General features: G+C 46.8%; 10 protein-coding genes. 1 reads left to right on the plus strand and 9 read right to left on the minus strand.

What is annotated here, in order from left to right:
• Positions 1-44: 44 nt before the first annotated feature.
• From KOE27_RS27935 to KOE27_RS27955, 5 genes are all read right to left on the minus strand, one after another.
• Entirely contained in the window at positions 45-1439 is a 1395-nt protein-coding gene (locus KOE27_RS27935; protein WP_215242139.1) for a hypothetical protein, read from the minus strand.
• A gap of 126 nt (positions 1440-1565) precedes the next feature.
• Positions 1566-2120 (minus strand): DUF4136 domain-containing protein, encoded by a 555-nt coding sequence (locus KOE27_RS27940; RefSeq protein WP_215242140.1) that lies wholly within the window; start codon positions 2118-2120, stop codon positions 1566-1568.
• A 114-nt stretch (positions 2121-2234) separates the two neighbouring features.
• Positions 2235-3740 (minus strand): Do family serine endopeptidase, encoded by a 1506-nt coding sequence (locus KOE27_RS27945; RefSeq protein ID WP_215242141.1) that lies wholly within the window; start codon positions 3738-3740, stop codon positions 2235-2237.
• A gap of 320 nt (positions 3741-4060) precedes the next feature.
• Positions 4061-5497 carry an AcvB/VirJ family lysyl-phosphatidylglycerol hydrolase gene (locus KOE27_RS27950; protein WP_215242142.1) on the minus strand — a complete coding sequence of 479 codons (1437 nt, stop codon included), beginning with the start codon at positions 5495-5497 and terminating at the stop codon, positions 4061-4063.
• Complete coding sequence (locus KOE27_RS27955) at positions 5494-8118, minus strand: phosphatidylglycerol lysyltransferase domain-containing protein (protein ID WP_215242143.1); 2625 nt, start codon at positions 8116-8118, stop codon at positions 5494-5496. Before KOE27_RS27955 ends, KOE27_RS27950 begins: the two co-directional genes overlap by 4 nt.
• A gap of 277 nt (positions 8119-8395) precedes the next feature.
• Between KOE27_RS27955 and KOE27_RS27960 the strand changes: the two genes are divergently transcribed.
• A complete protein-coding gene (locus tag KOE27_RS27960) occupies positions 8396-9436 on the plus strand; it encodes an LLM class flavin-dependent oxidoreductase (protein ID WP_215242144.1) in 1041 nt (346 codons plus the stop codon).
• Positions 9437-9581: 145 nt separating this feature from the next.
• Here KOE27_RS27960 and KOE27_RS27965 read toward each other — a convergent pair whose 3' ends face one another.
• The 4 genes from KOE27_RS27965 to KOE27_RS27980 all read right to left on the minus strand — a co-directional run bounded on the left by KOE27_RS27965 (position 9582) and on the right by KOE27_RS27980 (position 16849).
• The gene (locus KOE27_RS27965) at positions 9582-11189 is read right to left on the minus strand and encodes an aminotransferase class V-fold PLP-dependent enzyme (RefSeq protein WP_215242145.1); all 1608 of its coding nucleotides are present in this window, start codon (positions 11187-11189) and stop codon (positions 9582-9584) included.
• Between the two features lie 54 nt (positions 11190-11243).
• Complete coding sequence (locus tag KOE27_RS27970) at positions 11244-12518, minus strand: amidohydrolase/deacetylase family metallohydrolase (protein ID WP_229253026.1); 1275 nt, start codon at positions 12516-12518, stop codon at positions 11244-11246.
• An 18-nt stretch (positions 12519-12536) separates the two neighbouring features.
• Positions 12537-13823, minus strand: coding sequence for an amidohydrolase/deacetylase family metallohydrolase (locus KOE27_RS27975; protein WP_215242146.1), 1287 nt, complete (start codon positions 13821-13823; stop codon positions 12537-12539).
• A gap of 251 nt (positions 13824-14074) precedes the next feature.
• Positions 14075-16849, minus strand: a complete 2775-nt coding sequence (locus KOE27_RS27980) for a family 78 glycoside hydrolase catalytic domain (protein ID WP_215242147.1) — start codon at positions 16847-16849, stop codon at positions 14075-14077.
• Positions 16850-16952: the final 103 nt, after the last annotated feature.

The raw sequence follows: 16952 nt of genomic DNA on the forward strand, positions 1-16952 counted from the left end.
TAAGCCACAAACCGACTTACCCGTTAAACAAACAACAAACAATACTAACGACGACCACCCCGCATTCCGCCTCCAAATCCGCCTCTGGAACTCATCCCTCCGCTAAATCCGCCCCGACTGTATCCGCCCCAGGACTGGCCGTGATAAGTAGCAGCGTTATTGCGGTTAAAGGAATTCTGGCGCGGAGCAACAGTAACCACCCTCGAACCTGCATTTCTGGCACCGTCTCTGGCTACATTGGGAGTGGATATCCAGGCCGAACGACCGGTATATTCAGGATTAAAATGTCTTCTGGCCACCCCCATAAAACCGCTGTTATTCGCTGCCACAATGCGGTGTTGAGAAATATTGTTATGATAATAATGATCGTACTGGCGGTATAAATGAGGATAATACCGGTAAGCACCTCCAAAAAACCAGTTTGAAAAAGCCAGCGAAGGCAATCCGAATATCACCGGCGAACCACCCAGTCCAAAGTAAAAACCGGTACTATTCCACAGCGAGCCAGGATACCACATGGCCGATCCATACCAGTAAGGATAGCCAAACCAATAGGAATAAGGATTGTAACCATAATAATTCACAACGGTATCAGAGGCCGGCGCGGGATAGCTGTAACCGTTTTCTTTAGCATACTGCTCACTGGCCTTGCGCAGGTCTTCAACCGCCTGCGGATTTTGCGACAGATCGTCTTTATACTGGGCAAGTTCCTGTTTGTTCAGCGCTTCCAGAGAGTCGTGTTCATTGGCCAGGCTTTGCCGGACACCTTCCGGATCTTGTTTAAAGCTGTCTCCCAGGCGCACGGTGAGATCAATGTGATCATTGAGCAAAGAAAGCACGTCGGGCATATCCAGCAGTTTGTAAAAAGCATCCTGGCTTTTTGAATCCAACCCCTCTATCAGATCTTCAAAAGAACGTTCCGCCTGCTGATTCAGATTATCCACCACGATCAGGTCTTTTTTGTGATGATCATACAATTTCCAGGCTGCTTCTTTGAGCTCATTATCCGGTGCTGTTACCAGTGCATCCGTTTCCTTCCTGGATTTCCCTTCCTGCAGAGTTGCCAATGCATGCATCAGCTTGGGATACCTGGAAACGTTGTAAAACCAACCTTGTTTTTTCTGATTAAAATCCCGGATACTAGCCTGAAAAGCCTGGCTCGCCTGGTCGTGTATCTGGCCCAGTTTCGCAAGTATTTGCGGATACTGGCTTACAATCAGAATGTTTTCCCTGACATCTTCATTATACGGTGCAATGGCAGATACAATTCCCTTATCGGTTTCCTTTAATTGTTCCGATCCAATGGTTGTTTCATTTTGAGCAAAAGCTACCGGGAATGTACCTCCGAAAAGCAAAACTGCGAGCAACAAACCTTCTTTTTTCGAGTTGATTCCCAAAGCCCTAAAGGCTCTCAGAAATCTGCTGTCAAGCGTTTTCATATCACTTGTTTCATTTACTTGTCTGTTCAAAACACCACATCGTTTGTGTGGCTCCATTCAAAAACCGCCGGAAAGTTCCGTCCTTCCTTTCCACATCCCTGTACTTTCCGGGCAGTTTTTATTACCTCAGACCTGGCGGTCGGGGAAGCTTTTCATCAGCTTTTTCACCCCCTTGTTGATCTGCCTGTCCAGCCTGTTAAAATTACTGACATCTCCAGTGATGGCCTGCTGCCACAGTACTTCTCCGGTTTTGGCATCGGTCACATCCAGTACGAGCGTACCATTGGTGCTGGTGGTACTGTAAGGATATCCCCCTCCGTAATAGCCGAAAGGCATTCCCCAGCCCCAGCGTCCCCAGCCCATCATGGGATAGCCATAACCACCTCCTCCGCCATAATAATTACGCCTTACCCTTTGGGTGAAAGTATGGAACTGCAGCAGCAGGTCGGGGTTCTGGGTGTTTCTGGTCAAACCTTTTTGTCCCAGGGCCGCGTCAAAAGCACGCTGTATCCTCTGCCTTGCAAACGCATTGTTGTACATGGGATTTTGAGATGTTTTCATGTCCGGATACATCCAGTTGTAGGTCTGAGCCTGTGCCGGAAGCTGAAAATTTCTGTTTTTTGCAAACGATGGGATACTCATCACCATAAGCAGGCCCATCAGGTTCACTAACTTTTTCATTGCTTTCTCCGATTAACTGATCTTAAAATATTCAATGGATTTTTTGATAAGAAAGGCAAGCTGGCAGGGCGGAAAACCCCGTACCCAACCCTGCAACAGCTGCCCTATCACTTCCTACAAACCAACGGCATAGTACTGTGTTTCCGGTTTGCCTGGGTATACCCCCTCAATCATCACTCCGCCTTTCTTATCCGATAGTATTTTGATGGCCTCGGCGACGCTCGTAACCGGCTTGTTATCAATCCTGGTAATGACAAAACCTTCTTCCATATCCGTACCCTGGCGGATTTTGCCGGCGAAGATCTGGCTCACCTGCACACCCTGTTCCACGCCGATCTCCTTTTTCGCTTTATTGCTCAAATCCTGCAATTCAATTCCAAGTTTATCCAGCGTAGCTGCTTTACCGGCATTTTCCGAAGTATTACCTGCGCTGCCTTTCAGGGATACTGTAATGGCTTTTTCAACGCCATCGCGATTCACCATCAGGTTAACTTTGTCGTTGGGTTTATGCTGTGCAATTGCCTCCTGAAGTTGCGGAACCGACTCGATCATCTGACCGTCAATTTTGGTGATCACATCTCCGATTTTAACACCGGCCTCCTTAGCTGCGCTTTGGTCTGCAAAACTTTCAACCCGTACCCCCTCAGACACTTTCAGATCATACGATTTTACTTTGGCACCGTCCACTTCGCTGATACCCACGCCGAGATACCCTCTCTGCACGGTTCCGAATTTGGAAATATCCTCCACCACTTTGTGTGCAATGCTGGACGGAACGGCGAAAGAATAACCGGCAAAAGACCCTGTCTGGCTGGCAATGGCCGTATTGATTCCGATCAGCTCACCGTTCAGGTTTACAAGTGCACCTCCCGAATTGCCTGGGTTAACAGCGGCGTCGGTCTGAATGAATGATTCCACCGGAGCCTTTGCATTTTCGCTCAGGATGTTGATATTCCTACCCTTTGCACTCACAATACCGGCCGTTACGGTGGAGGTTAAATTATAGGGATTACCCACTGCCAGCACCCATTGCCCCACTTTCACACCTTCCGAATTTCCAAATGCCAGCGATGGCAGATTTTTGGCATCGATCTGAATCAGTGCGATATCCGTATTCGGGTCCGAACCGATCACTTTTGCCTTAAATGTTCGCTTGTCAGACAGCGTAACTTCCAGTGATTCAGCACCCTGTATCACATGGTTATTGGTTACAATATAACCGTCCGGATTAATGATCACACCTGAGCCGGTTGCCTGCGGCTTCTCCCCTCTTCCCTGAGGCGCCTGCTGCTCAAAAGGATTACGATCACCAAAAAAATCCTTAAAAGCATCGGGTACTTCCATCTGGCTCACCGTACGTTCGGGCTTAAGGGTTGATTTAATATGTACCACCGCAGCTGTGGCCTTTTGCGAAGCATAGGTAAAATCTGCTGGGATCATCGCCGTATTTTCACCGGGTTTCTCGCCCATTCTTGTCTTTACGACCGGAGTTGCGTTTACCCAGGTCGAGATGGTATCAGGTTTGGCAAAATGATCGAAGGCCGCGTATGAACTTCCACCTAAAACAGCCGCTATCACGGCAACAGGAGCTAATTTTCTAAAATTTCGAGTTTGAAACATGGCATTAAGCATGGTTAGAAAGTAAGAAATAATGCCTTCGGTCTGACACGGTCAGGATTTGCTGAAATCCCGACTGGTCTTCCCTTTCGACGTTTCAAAGTTGTCTCCCAATTCTGGAGGGAAACTGAAGATTTCAGCCGTTTAGAAAAAAGTTGATTTTTTTTGAAGATTTTTTGAACAGGATGTAACGCAGACAATAGCCTCCAGAGGCTGCCTCTTAGGCGTCACTAAGGGCTATGCAAAGATGATTGCGATGGGAAGCCATCGGCGCAAAAGTTGCGGATAAGCCAAAATACAAGTACCCCGGCTACTGTTCTGCGTCATTTATGGGGAGGGATACCTTTCATTAATTCCTGTGCGATCAGTTCATAATTATCATCAAAATGATGACTGCCGGGAATAATCATCACGTTAAAACCATTCGACCTGAAAACGGCAGTACGGTTTTGATCTTCCTTACTCCCAAAAAAACAAATCGGCTTGTATTTCTCAATACGCTTTATTTCACCGATCACGTCATAAGGAGCAGCGCTCCTTCCCAGATTCAGCATGTCCGTTAAATGAACTTCAAAATCCGTTTTTTCATCCGGAGATAACATCCATACCGACTGCAATTTTTCCTTTAAGCCGGGCGGCAGCTTTGAAGCTACAAATGGCGCGACACCGGCACCAAAAGAATATCCCAGCAGAATAACCTCATTTCTTTTCCAGAGACGCATATAATAATCCAGTGCTTTTGAAATGTCCTCCGCAGCCTTTTCCGGAGTTTTCGGTTTCCAGTAATATTGCTGGGTATCCATTCCTAAAACCGGTAAACCTTTGGCGGCCAATGCCGCTGCAACACCTTTATCAAAGCTTGTCCAGCCGCCATCTCCCGATAACATAAAGACCATCGCATCACCCGGCAAAGAAGATACCATGGGATATAATGGTAGATCCACAGGAATTTCAGTTTTCAAAACGTGGATTTCATTTTGCCCGTTGTCCTTTTTATCAGAATCAAAAACAGGCTTTTCTATCTCCTTAAAAGCTTTTATAAACGCAGGAGCCCAGCGGGATACCACAGAAAAACCATGTCCCACAGCCGGTAGCGAAACAAGAGAAGCCGAAGGCATATTTTTCATATAGCTATCTGTTTTCCGATAATTGCAAACCTGGTCCATCACGCCGTTCAGCACAATAAAAGGCGCAGGTAATTTCAGATTTCTATCCAGATAATAAGATTTCCCTTCGACCAGAACGTGAGATTTCAGCCCATTTCCGATACAAAAACTGCGGTCCGTTTCCACATCAGGGCAAAATCCCATTGCGATAACTCCCTTGAAAGTAGCAGCCGGAGACTGAGCCATTGCGCCATACGCCCATGTTGCACCGGATGAATAGCCCACCAGTAGTGGCTTGAGATAGTGTTCAAATTTATACTTCTTTTGTAAGCTCAGGCTGAGGTCTTCCAGATCTCCCGCTGGATAATAACACGCGGAATTGGTGTTTCGTAAAGCTTTGCTGTAATGTACCAGGTCAATCCCTGCCACCAGTGCGCCCTGTTCCGTCAACAGTCTGGCCATATTTATTACCCCATCGTTCCAGCCCCCATCGCCGGAAAGAAATATTACAAAAGAGGTAGGTGCCGCCAAAGGAGGATATACATGGATTTTACCAAACATTCCGTATTCCAGCGAATCCGATTTTTCAGCCTTCACTTCTAGAGTCGGTCCCAGCAATAATAGCATCAGGGACAAAAAGAAATTTAATTTCATGGTTTTATAATATGGTTAAGGACAGACGGCGCCTGTATCAAATCGTAATCATCACTGTATATCAAGTACTTATTGTGCCATACCGGGGCAAATTTCTCTTTAAAATCCCGCAAGCCTTTATAGTGGGAAAATGAACGTATCTTTTCATAGGCAAACTTCATGGACTTCTCCGGGAGGCTCTCCGCCGCGTCGATTCCCGACATGGGCGCCAAACCCAGGTTTACAGAAGTGTATCCTGCTGATTTAAGGTAATGAAACATTTCCACCATGATGAAATCCATGACACCATTTGGCGCATCAGCCGTTTTCCGGATCAGATCATACGTACCTTCTCCCGGCGCATAATCAGGGATAATATTCACAAAGGCTACGATCTTTTCCTCGGGACTTTCAACTGTGATAATGGTCTGATTTTTAAGTTCTTCCCATATAAACATACCCTGGGAAAATACCAGTTCGTGCCGTCCAGCCTCGGAAAGCCATTCATCAGACACCGCCTTAATCCGCTGCAGAAGACCGTCTTTAACCGGTGCGGGATACACAACTGCTTTAAAACCTTTGTCGGTTACCTTTTTCAATGCATTCCGCATAGATTTCTTAGCTCCGCCTTCCAGGCTGAAGGTATCCAGGTTTACAACTCCTTCCTGCCCCAGAAAAAGGTTCTTCCTGCCAAGTGCCTCATAAACCGGTAAACTTTCCTGAGGTACCCGGTAATAGAAATTTTTGAGCCCGCATTCCCTGCTGAACTGATCAAACATCGCGATACACTGTTTCATGTCTGTTTCGTTTCGCGCCACAGGATTTTCCAGTACAACAGCGAAATTTCCCCAGATTCGATAGGCTAAAAAGGCATTGAGTTCTGCCGGTCTATAAATTATTTTATCAGGATATGTTTTAAAATAATCCATGGCAGACTTCCCGCAGGTACTTACCAGCTCCCGTGCGAGTTCCATATCTTCCGCCGAAAGTGTATCCTTTACAACGTAGGGCCGCACCAATGTATAAATCAGAAAACAAATGGAAACAAAACCGCTTATGTTAATGGAGTAAAGGAAATTTTTGGCAAATGAATCCAACGGAACCAGCGAATTTATATCGATCAGAAAGTAATTCAGAAAGGTATACCGAACAGATTGTCCGAAATTAAAATCAATACCAAAATGATGTTTGTCCAGAAAATAAAAACCTGTTATACCATACAGCAACACCAGGACCATGCTGAACACCGTTGCCCTCAAGCCAATTTTCCGCAAATGCGGGTTCTCTTTGATGTAATATTCCTTACGGGAAACAAAAAGAATAACAATGACAAGCACCGCCGCTATGGACTCTTCATAGTCAATGGCTTTTGAAAGATTACCGATCAACGAAACCACGCTCAGAAACATAGCAAAATACCAGGTAATACGTAACCCTTTGAGCATAAAAGCGGCTGTGACCAACAGAAACAGCCCCGACGCAAGAACAAAATAATTGGAAATCGTAATGGCCTCACCAGGAAGGTATCGCTCCAGAATCCTTACCCTTGTGCCAATGGCTGGCGTGAGTACAGAAACGATATTGATCATTCCCAGTATCAACAAAACCAAAGCCGGCAAAATACGCATCAGCAATTTCCCCGCTCTGGCCATAAAACTGATCAGGCCAGCCAGCAACGGCAGCCAGAATTCCAGAAATCTGTAAAGAAAAGTAATAGAGACGGCTTCGATACTGCTGTATCCGAAACGGGTGAGTATGAAAGCCATGGAGATTTCAAGCGCGCCAAGTCCTCTTAAAAACGGTGAAATGATCAGGAAGATAACCGAAACGGTATACCCCATGACCGCTGGGAACAATGAGGCTTCTGCATGCAGCGCCTGCATGGCAATATATAAGTGCGCGATTCCTGCAAGTTCGATGAGTACGCTATAACCAAGCGTGACCCATATCATTTTGACATCAATCTGGTTGGACAGAATTTCGCGGATCAGTATTTCTGAAGAAGGGACCCATTTTATTAATAGCTTAAAAGCGACTCCCTGCCTCCGCAGCGACCTGTAAATACCTGTTAACAAAGCGATAACCAGAAAAACACCAGACAACCCAAGCCACTCTCCGTTACTTACGCCACCGACAGACAATGCATAAAGAAATGCAGGAACGGCTACAACCACCACAGATACGATCCCAATAAATGCATAAACTGACGAAGCGAAATGGATCTGCGTTTTGCTGATTCCCTTTTTTTCAATATCCCGGCTAAAAAATGCAAGTGAGGAAATGCCGCCCGCCGGAAGAAAAATACTAACCAGATTTCTTTTCAGAAAGAGGATAACTGCCTCGTAAAGGTCAACCTTTTTGCCTACTACCCTGAACGAACTTACATACATAAACCCCTGTAAAACAATGTATATGCATGTAAAAAGCACCCCCGCTACAACCCATGAAACAGATGCTGAGACAAGGACATTACGGACTTCCATCATCTCGGTTTGCTCATGTCTGATAAACCATATCCCTAAACCGATAAAGAACACGGTAAATAGAAACCGGATAATAATCCTGGAATTTTCCCGGATAAAGGGCATGCCAGCCCTATGGAGGAATTGCGGAAGGTACCTGGCAGAAAGAAAATTTTTCATCTAAGTATTCATTAATGGTAACATTTGAAATGCCACTTTGACCATTCTCGTCCTGGCCAATATCTGATGTACACGTTGAGTTCCTGCATCTGTAAAGTGATGTAAATGTGATATTTTCTTTCAGTAATCAACAAACTGTTTTTAAGTTTTAAAGAAAATCTAATATGCAGCCCAGCCAGCGCCGGTAAATAAGAATACGGAAGTGATATAAAGTTTGAAACAAGAAAGTCTGTTCCGGTGTTGGGGATAAAGTATACGTTTGTAACAATAGATGAACATGGAATTAGGTCTTTATACTTTTGCCGATAATGTGGCAGATCCCGTTACAGGGAAATCAATTTCAGCACACCAGCGCGTTCTAAATCTGATGGAAGAAATTGAGCTTGCGGAACAGGTCGGTCTGGATATGTTTGCAGTAGGTGAACATCACCGCCCCGATTTCGTGGTTTCATCACCCGCGATTATTCTGGCTGCCGCAGCGGTTAAAACAAAGAAAATTAAGCTATCCAGTGCCGTAACGGTGCTGAGCTCAGATGATCCCGTCAGGGTTTTTCAAGATTTTGCTACGGTGGATTTGTTATCCGGTGGCCGTGCGGAGATCATGGCCGGACGGGGATCGTTTATTGAATCCTTCCCGCTTTTTGGTTACGACCTGAAAGATTACAATACTTTGTTTTCCGAAAAACTTGAATTGCTGATTGCACTGACCGAGAAAGAAAAAATCACATGGAAAGGGAAACACAGAGCTTCGCTCGATAATCTGGGGGTATATCCTCGGCCTTATCAGGAAAAACTTCCGGTGTGGGTGGCGGTTGGCGGAACGCCGGAATCTGTGGCACGGGCGGCATCTCTGGGCCTTCCCATGGCTCTCGCGATTATAGGCGGAACACCGGATCGGTTTGTCCCTTTTACAAATTTGTACCGTGATGTCGCACAAAAAGCCGGGCACAATCCTGCATCACTAGCCATTGGTATCAATTCCCAGGGTTTTATCGGGGATACCTCACAAAAAGCAGGAGACGATTATTTCCCGAGCTTTGCGGATGTCATGAACCGCATTGGCCGCGAGAGAGGCTGGTCGGGTATTAACCGGGATTATTTTGATGCGATGCGTGATCCGAAAGGATATCTTATGGTAGGTAGCCCCCAGCAGGTGATCGACAAAATCCTGTATGAACATGAACTTTTCGGGCACAACCGTTTTCTGATGCAAATGAGCATGGGAGCGGTGCCGCATGACAAGATCCTCCGTTCGATTGAACTTTACGGCACCGTGGTGGCACCGGCAGTCAGAAAGGCATTAGGGGTGGGAAGTTGAGTTTTTAGCAGGCAGTTTTGCGGTGGGCGGTTTTTAGGAGGCAGTAAACAGTGGGCAGTTGTAAACTTTTAACTTTTCAGTAAGCACTATCCGATAACCAATACCGCACACTGCTTACTGCCCACTGAAAACTGCCGACTGAAAACTACGTCGCCAGCGGAGGACCTCCTGGGATCATGAATTTCTCCCGTTTACCTCGGAAGGTATGACGTTTGGCGGTAAATTTAGCCGTCATATATTCGCCCATGTACACGGAGCCCGTGATAACGTTATCCTTCACAGTACCCGCAAACATGTAGGTAATGGAATCTGCCGGCTGACGGTCGGTAGTTCTTATCTTAATTTCGTTTCCTTCTATGATACCGTTGAGCTCCCGTACCGAATACTCCCCCTTATGAGATCCCTGCAACCAGTTGCCATCCTGTTCGATGATAAAAGTTTGCTTGCTTGTACTTGTAAAAAATTCCAGATCCACATCCCAGTGGCCTTTAAGATCCGCTCCAGCGGCGGCAAGTTCGGTTTTTTTCGGCTGGCGTTTTTGAGATAAGGTTTCAAAAAGGCGGTCGGCCACAATTTTGTCCTCGCCGGGCTGCATCTGCCCTGTAGTGATTGAAACGGAGGTATGATTGGCATCACGGCTGCTCCCTCCCAACGCAATACGTGGCTTGGTCCGTCCGAAAGTCTCCGCAATTTCTTCCCCCGTGATATGCAGCTTGGATGGATCCCAGCTTACCTGAAGGACAGGGGTGCGGTTTGACAAACCCTTGGGTTCAAACACCGTGGTTTTGACACCATCAAGCGTCGACAGTTTTTTGGAAATATTGTCCAGCCAGGAAAGCCACTTTTTCCAGTCGGCGGCGTGATCCCGCTTGGTCCAGGCCTCCACTGCAGCCACCATACCCATCGCCTCCTCGCGACCTACCTTGTTGTCCCGCCCGGGCCCGTGGTGAGGAGCACTTGCTTGCCACGCTGACATCAGCAGATCTTTCTGCCCTAATACCAAACCGGCACACTGAGGCCCGCACATTACCTTGCCACCACTATAAACCACCACAGTAGCTCCGCTTTTCAAATGGACATTCGGTATGGTTAGGTCTTCCGCAGCGGCATCCACCATGACGGGAATATTCTTGGGTTTCGCAATTTTTGCAATGGCTTCAGTTGAAAACGGCCCCGACTCCGACGGGCCGCCAGCGGCTATGTAGATCATCGCCGTTCGCGGGCTGATGGCCCTTTCCAGTTCCTCAATACTGTCTACCGTAATGATTTTCACACCCACGTTACGGATCGAGTGATCATACACGTTACGCGAATACCTGGGGATGATCACTTCAGTTTTTTCAAAACCAGTCAGGTCAGGCACACGAATCAGTTTTTCAGGATTCCCTCCCGTTACGCAGGCTACTGTAATGTGTTTCATACCCGCCGCACAACCCGAAGACACCAGGCCCCATTCGGCACCTGTAAGCTCTGCCAGCCGTTTTCCCACACCAAAAGCAAGCTCGTCATACTGGACGAACGATTGCGCAGCAGCGTCCATGGCCGCGCGTACTTCAGGCCTTTCGATCGATCCACCAATGATCGTAAACGTACCACGGCAATTTATAATAGGCTCAACACCAATTGACTGATAGATTTCCTTGTTCGCAGCCGCATCAATCACGCTCGTTGTCTTCTCCGGTATTTTGGGAAGCATCATGCCGCCAGCCAGCGGCAACAATGACAGATCCTTCAGTGCATCTCTTCGTTTCATTTGATGTTATTTAAGATTAGAATATTAGGGATTATGATTATTCAACTAGTTATGCTATTTCTCTGACCCAAAAGTTCTCAGCTGGTTTTTCGCAGCCATACCGTTCAGATCCCAAACCACCTTGCCATGCCGTATGGTTAATTCCGCTTCGAGTTTTTTATTGCCCTGAATACTGTTTCCGGCAGAATCGACAAATCCAAACTTTCCCTCTCTCACGCCCAGAATTACGATATCGGCTACCTTTCCTTCCCCCAGATTTCCAAGTTCCTGATGCCTGACAGCTTTGGCCGGATTCCAGGTACCCCTGAGTATGACTTCGTCAAGCGTTAAACCCAGCGCCATAAATTTCGACATCACATGGAGCATATCTTTCATGGCAGAATTCATACTGAAACGATGCAGATCCGTACCGAACGTGTCGGGATAAAAATGCTCCTTTGCGGCCGGTATCGCCTGGTCAAACCAGAAACCTGCTCCGCCATGTCCCAGGTCAAACAGAATACCCCGCATTCGGGCATCTCTTACAAACGCCCTTACTTTCCCATCTTCTCCAATGATGGGCATCCGCTCGGCAATATTCTCAAAAGTGTGGGTGATCATATCTCCCGGCCGCATCCTGGCAAGCTGGTCGGCAAGGCTGTATTCCGGCAGGTGACATTCCACAAACAAGGGTGTCCCGCTTTTGCCAGCCGCAGCCACTGCTTTGTCAAAAGGTCCCCAATCTTTTCCCAGATAATGCCCTATTTTCACTCCAACGAGTGTTTCCAGATTTTCCCGGATCACTTTTGCTGCCGAATCAGCATTCATCTCTTCCAGATTCTGCTCCGTTGCAGAACCCGTCATTCCCCCTCCTGTTATATTCAAAAATGCCAGTATCCTTGTTTTGGACAGATCGATTACCTGCCTTTTGAATAGCGGAAAATTTTTCCAGCCGGAGGTACCCGCATCTACAACCGTAGTTACACCCGACCGAAAAGTGAAGTCATCCGGTGAAACACTGTTCATTCCGTTAGCGAAAACATTAGCCTCACTTCCCACAAAAACGTGGGTATGGGTATCAATAAAACCGGGAGCAACATATAGTCCCCTGGCATAAATCACCTTTTCTGCATCCGGCTCGGGTATTGCTTCGGCAACTTTGGCTATATTACCTTTCCTGACAGCCACATCCATGACTTTACTGATTCCGTTTGCAGGATCTATAACATGGCCCTCTTTAATGAGCAGATCATATTGCTGGGCAAAACCGAAATCACAGGATAGCAGCAGAAGCGTAGCTGCCGTCAGAGACTTTCTTTTGACCCAAAAATACATCCCCGAATAATTCACATCAACTCATTTTAAATTTTACCTGGCGTTTTCCGAATCCCATGTTTCAGCACTAAGGCCGTTAAGATCCCACACAATTTTGCCGGCCCGGATCGTCAGCTCTGCCTCCAGTTTCTTGTCTCCTTTTAGTTTCAGCTTTCTGACATCAAGATAACCGAAGTCCCCCTTTCTGAGATTGAAAACCGCCACATCCGCCTCTGTTCCAACACTGAGGCTCCCAAGTTCCGGACGCCTGATCACCTGTGCGGGGCTCCATGTAGCCCGCAAGATGACGTCATACAAGGACATTCCCATATTCAGGAACTTTGATAAGACATTATCTAACCCCTTCATACCCCCATTCATACTATCAGTATGTAAGTCGGTACTGATCACGTTGGGTTTAAAACCTTGCTGAAACGCGGGAACGGCCTGTCTCCATGAAAAAGCACCTCCACCATGCCCTACATCAAAAATCAGCCCTTGCTTCTGTACCTCAAACACAAACGGTTTGACCTTTCCGCTTTCATCCACTATCGTTTCCCGGTTGGCAGGCCCGTATGAAAAAGTATGCGTAAAAATATCCCCCGGACGCAGGTATTGTTTAAACAGCTTTTCGATTGAAAGCGGCGGCTGGTGCTCTCCGAAATCTACCATAACAGGTACATCAGCCAGTTTTCCGGCCTCCACAGCACGCTCCACCTGGCGGTAATCTCCCCAAAAATGCGCAGCTTTAATCCCTACGATGTATGTGGGAAACAGTTTCATGATCATGTTGGCAGTCATTTCGGGATTCATATCTGAGACATCCTGCTCTTCAAAACGGCTGGCCATGCCGGTTCCTACGATATTCAGCAGCGCCAGTACCCGTGTTTGTGAGCGGTCAATGGTTTGTATTTTAAACTTGCGAAAGTTTCTCCATCCCGAAGATCCGGCATCCACCACGGTAGTTACACCTGTGCGGAAAGTGAAACCATCCGGCGGCAAACTAGTGAAACCGTCTGCGATATAGGCGTCCGGATTGGTACCGTTAAAAATATGGGCATGCATGTCTATCAGGCCCGGGGTCACGAAGTATCCTTTTACATCCACCACTTTCCTGGCACTCCCGGCCGGAATGTTAACCGCAACACGTAAAATTTTCCCTCCCGCAATGGCCACATCCATAGGGGAATCAATATTATTTTTAGGGTCAATTACGTGCCCTCCTTTCAGAAGCAGGTCTATTTCCTGTGCATGAGAAGATGGTAATAAAAAAAGGTTGCCAAACAGAAAAAGCAAGAAAACCAGACCACCAGCCTTTCTTGGATAAGATATAAAAAGCATATTATCAGGTTTAGGACAAAGGCAATATCAAAAAGATGCAACCCGGCGAGTTTTATACTCCTTTTTACAGGAAACTCAGAAGAAATATAGAAAAAATCAAGTTTGACCAATAGAATATACCCTCATTTACCAAAACATTGATAAATAATCCGTAACCATTTATATCAGAATGTAAAACAGGCCAGCATAAAAAACACCCGGTGCAGCCGGTTATCGGTTGCTCCGGGAGTCCTGGTCAGGAAGCCTGATGTTTACAATTGTGATGTGAAAATAAAATTTCCTGAGCCTGCGTCAAAAACAGCATATCCGTCCTGGTATCTCAAAAACCGTAACCCTTTAGAGGCATCCGTTGTGGCACCACTTTCCAGTACCTCATGTCCCTCTTTGGATGGCACCCAGATTTCCGCCCTGGTATTTGCTGGGATACTTGCCTTAAAGATAAAACGCCCGTTTTCTATTTTCCAGTCGCTGGAAATAATGCCGCGAACAGATTGGTAGGATCCCTTTGCAAATGTGAGATCGCCGGTGGGCTGTGGTTTAAGTTTTATTTTTTCAAAACCCGCAGAAACAGCATTGATACCTAAAAGGGAACGGTAAAACCACTCTACGAAAGAGCCGAACATCGGGTGGTTCTGAGAATAAATATTGTCGGAATAGGCCCAGGTTTCCCAGATCGTGGTAGCGCCTTTGTCGACCATATACCCCCAGCCCGGAAACTCCCGCTGGTTCATGACCAGATAGACAAGGTCGTTACGGTTTTGATCACTGAGTACATTAAACAACATTTTGGTCGCAAAAAGGCCCGTGGAGATGTGGCCCTTGTGACGTGCAATTTCGGATTCCAATTGCTTCATTACCGCATTCTTTTGTGCCTCCGGTGCCAGACTGTAATATAACCCGAAAATCTGCGCCGACTGGGTACCGTTGTCAAACCTTCCCGAATTACCCACCAGATATTTTTCTAAAATAGCACCTTTAATAGTACCAGCCAGTTTCCCATACGCAACTGAATCCTCCTTTTTGTCTATAATACCGGCGAATTCCGATAAAAGTTTAACATGGTGGTAATAAAAACAGGAAGCTGTAAATGCTTCGGGCTTGGTATCCAGCGCCTCATGATCGCTGATATCTCTGTAAAAAAAATTTTCCGATGCCTGGGTACGGAGATAGTCTACCTGTTTTTTGAATGTTTCATAATTGTTTTCAATGATCCGTTTATCGCCATAAAAATCGTAAAGTTGCTTTTGAAGAAACGAAAAAGCAAGCTGCCAGCCCAGCGGCCCCGAACCGCTGTCTTTGGGGCCACGATCGGCTATACCAATGTATGGCGCCGTTTCTGTGATACCACCTTCCTTCCGCTGGTCATTTGCAAAATCGGCAACGGCCTTTACATAAAAATTGGCCATATCAAAACTGTAAATAAACGATTCAGCCGTACCGACGATATCTCCCCCGTAACCCAGTTTTTCTCTGGCAGGACAGTCTGACTGCACACTAAAAACGTTACTCAGGAATGTCCACCGGGCCATATCAAGCAGTTTATTAAACAAAGTACTCGAGCTTTCAAAATTTCCGTTCTGAGGCAGATCTGCATTCAGACGCAGTCCTTCAATGTCATTAAGCCCGGGGGTACCTTCCCAGCCGGTTACCTCCACATACCTGAAGCCATGGAATGTAAACCGTGGTGCCCACACTTCCCTTCCTTCACCTTTCAGCGTATAATTGTCTTCCTGCCAGGCGATCTGCGGAGCACCCGGCCCTCCCCTTCCCGATTTTATTTGTCCGGTGACCGTGGTCATCACATTGAGCGAACCATCTTTCAGGATGTCTTCGCCATATCTCAATTTAATAAGGTTTCCCGCTTTTCCTGACACGCTGATCCGGGCAACACCGGCGAAATTCTGCCCCATATCAAATACAAAAACACCGGGCCGCACTTCCCTTACGCTGACCGGCTTTACTACTTTGGTTACCCTGATGGGTGGCTGCATCTGTACGGTCAGCCGGCCCGATGGTCCATTTGTTACGGAAGCATTTTTCCAGCCCGAAACTGTTTTATCCGAAGCCCAGCCTTTTTTCTCCAGGCGGGCGTCGTAATGTTCACCCAGGTACACACTATTGCGTACCACCGGTCCCGGCGCAGTTTGCCAACTTTCGTCGGTCAGTATCTTTTCCGTGGAACCATCCGCGTATTCCAGCCGGATCTCAGCCTTTACGGCCGGCCGACCCGTCTGTTGAGCATTACGGATATTGAAAGTTCCAAAAAGACGAAGAGGTAACGGATTATAAAATCCGTTACCTACCATAACACCCGCAACATTGGTACCCGGCCTAAGCAGGGCTGTAACGTCATAAACACAATATAAAACCTGTTTTTCGTAAGATGTCCAACCCGGATCCAGCACATGGTCTCCCACTTTACGGCCGTTCAGATAGGCTTCATAGTAACCCACCCCGGCGATGTATAACCTCGCAGCAGTTAATTTTTTTCGGGTATCAAATGATTTCCGGAACAAAGGCATGGGGTCATTTTTGTAAAAATCCTCATCCTTTTCAAATTGTTTGCTGCCGTCGCCAATCCATTGCGCAGTCCAATCCTCTGGCTGGAGCATGGCTGTTTCAAACCACGCAATTTTACTCCATTCGGACGGCTGGCCGTTTGTATCATAACTCCTTACCCGCCAGTAGTACCTTTTGAAAGCGCTCAGTGCTTTTCCGTTATACTCAACGTGCAGGTTTTGATCCGAAGACACTTTGCCCGTTTGCCAGACGTTTCCTTTAAGGCCTGCAATATCTTTTTGATTATCACTGACCAGTACCTCATAAGCGGTCTGCCGCTGATTCCGCAGCACCGATTCCAGCGTCCAGCTTAACCTGGGTTTCCGGATATCAATCCCCAGCGGATTTTCCATGTATTCGCAAGTCAGCCTGCCCGTTAGCAGAGCCGGTACAGCATAGGACTGCGTTGAAAAAATTGTAAAAAAAACACCAAACAGATACCAGGTAAAACTCTTGGAACACTTCATAAAATACAGATTTTTAACAGAATTTTTACGTTCACAAGTACGTAAAAAAAGCTGAGAAGGGCTAATTGAAGCCCTTCTGCTATTGATAACCCGGATTTTGCGC

The organism is Dyadobacter sp. CECT 9275, from assembly GCF_907164905.1.
Classification (GTDB): Bacteria; Bacteroidota; Bacteroidia; order Cytophagales; family Spirosomataceae; genus Dyadobacter; species Dyadobacter helix.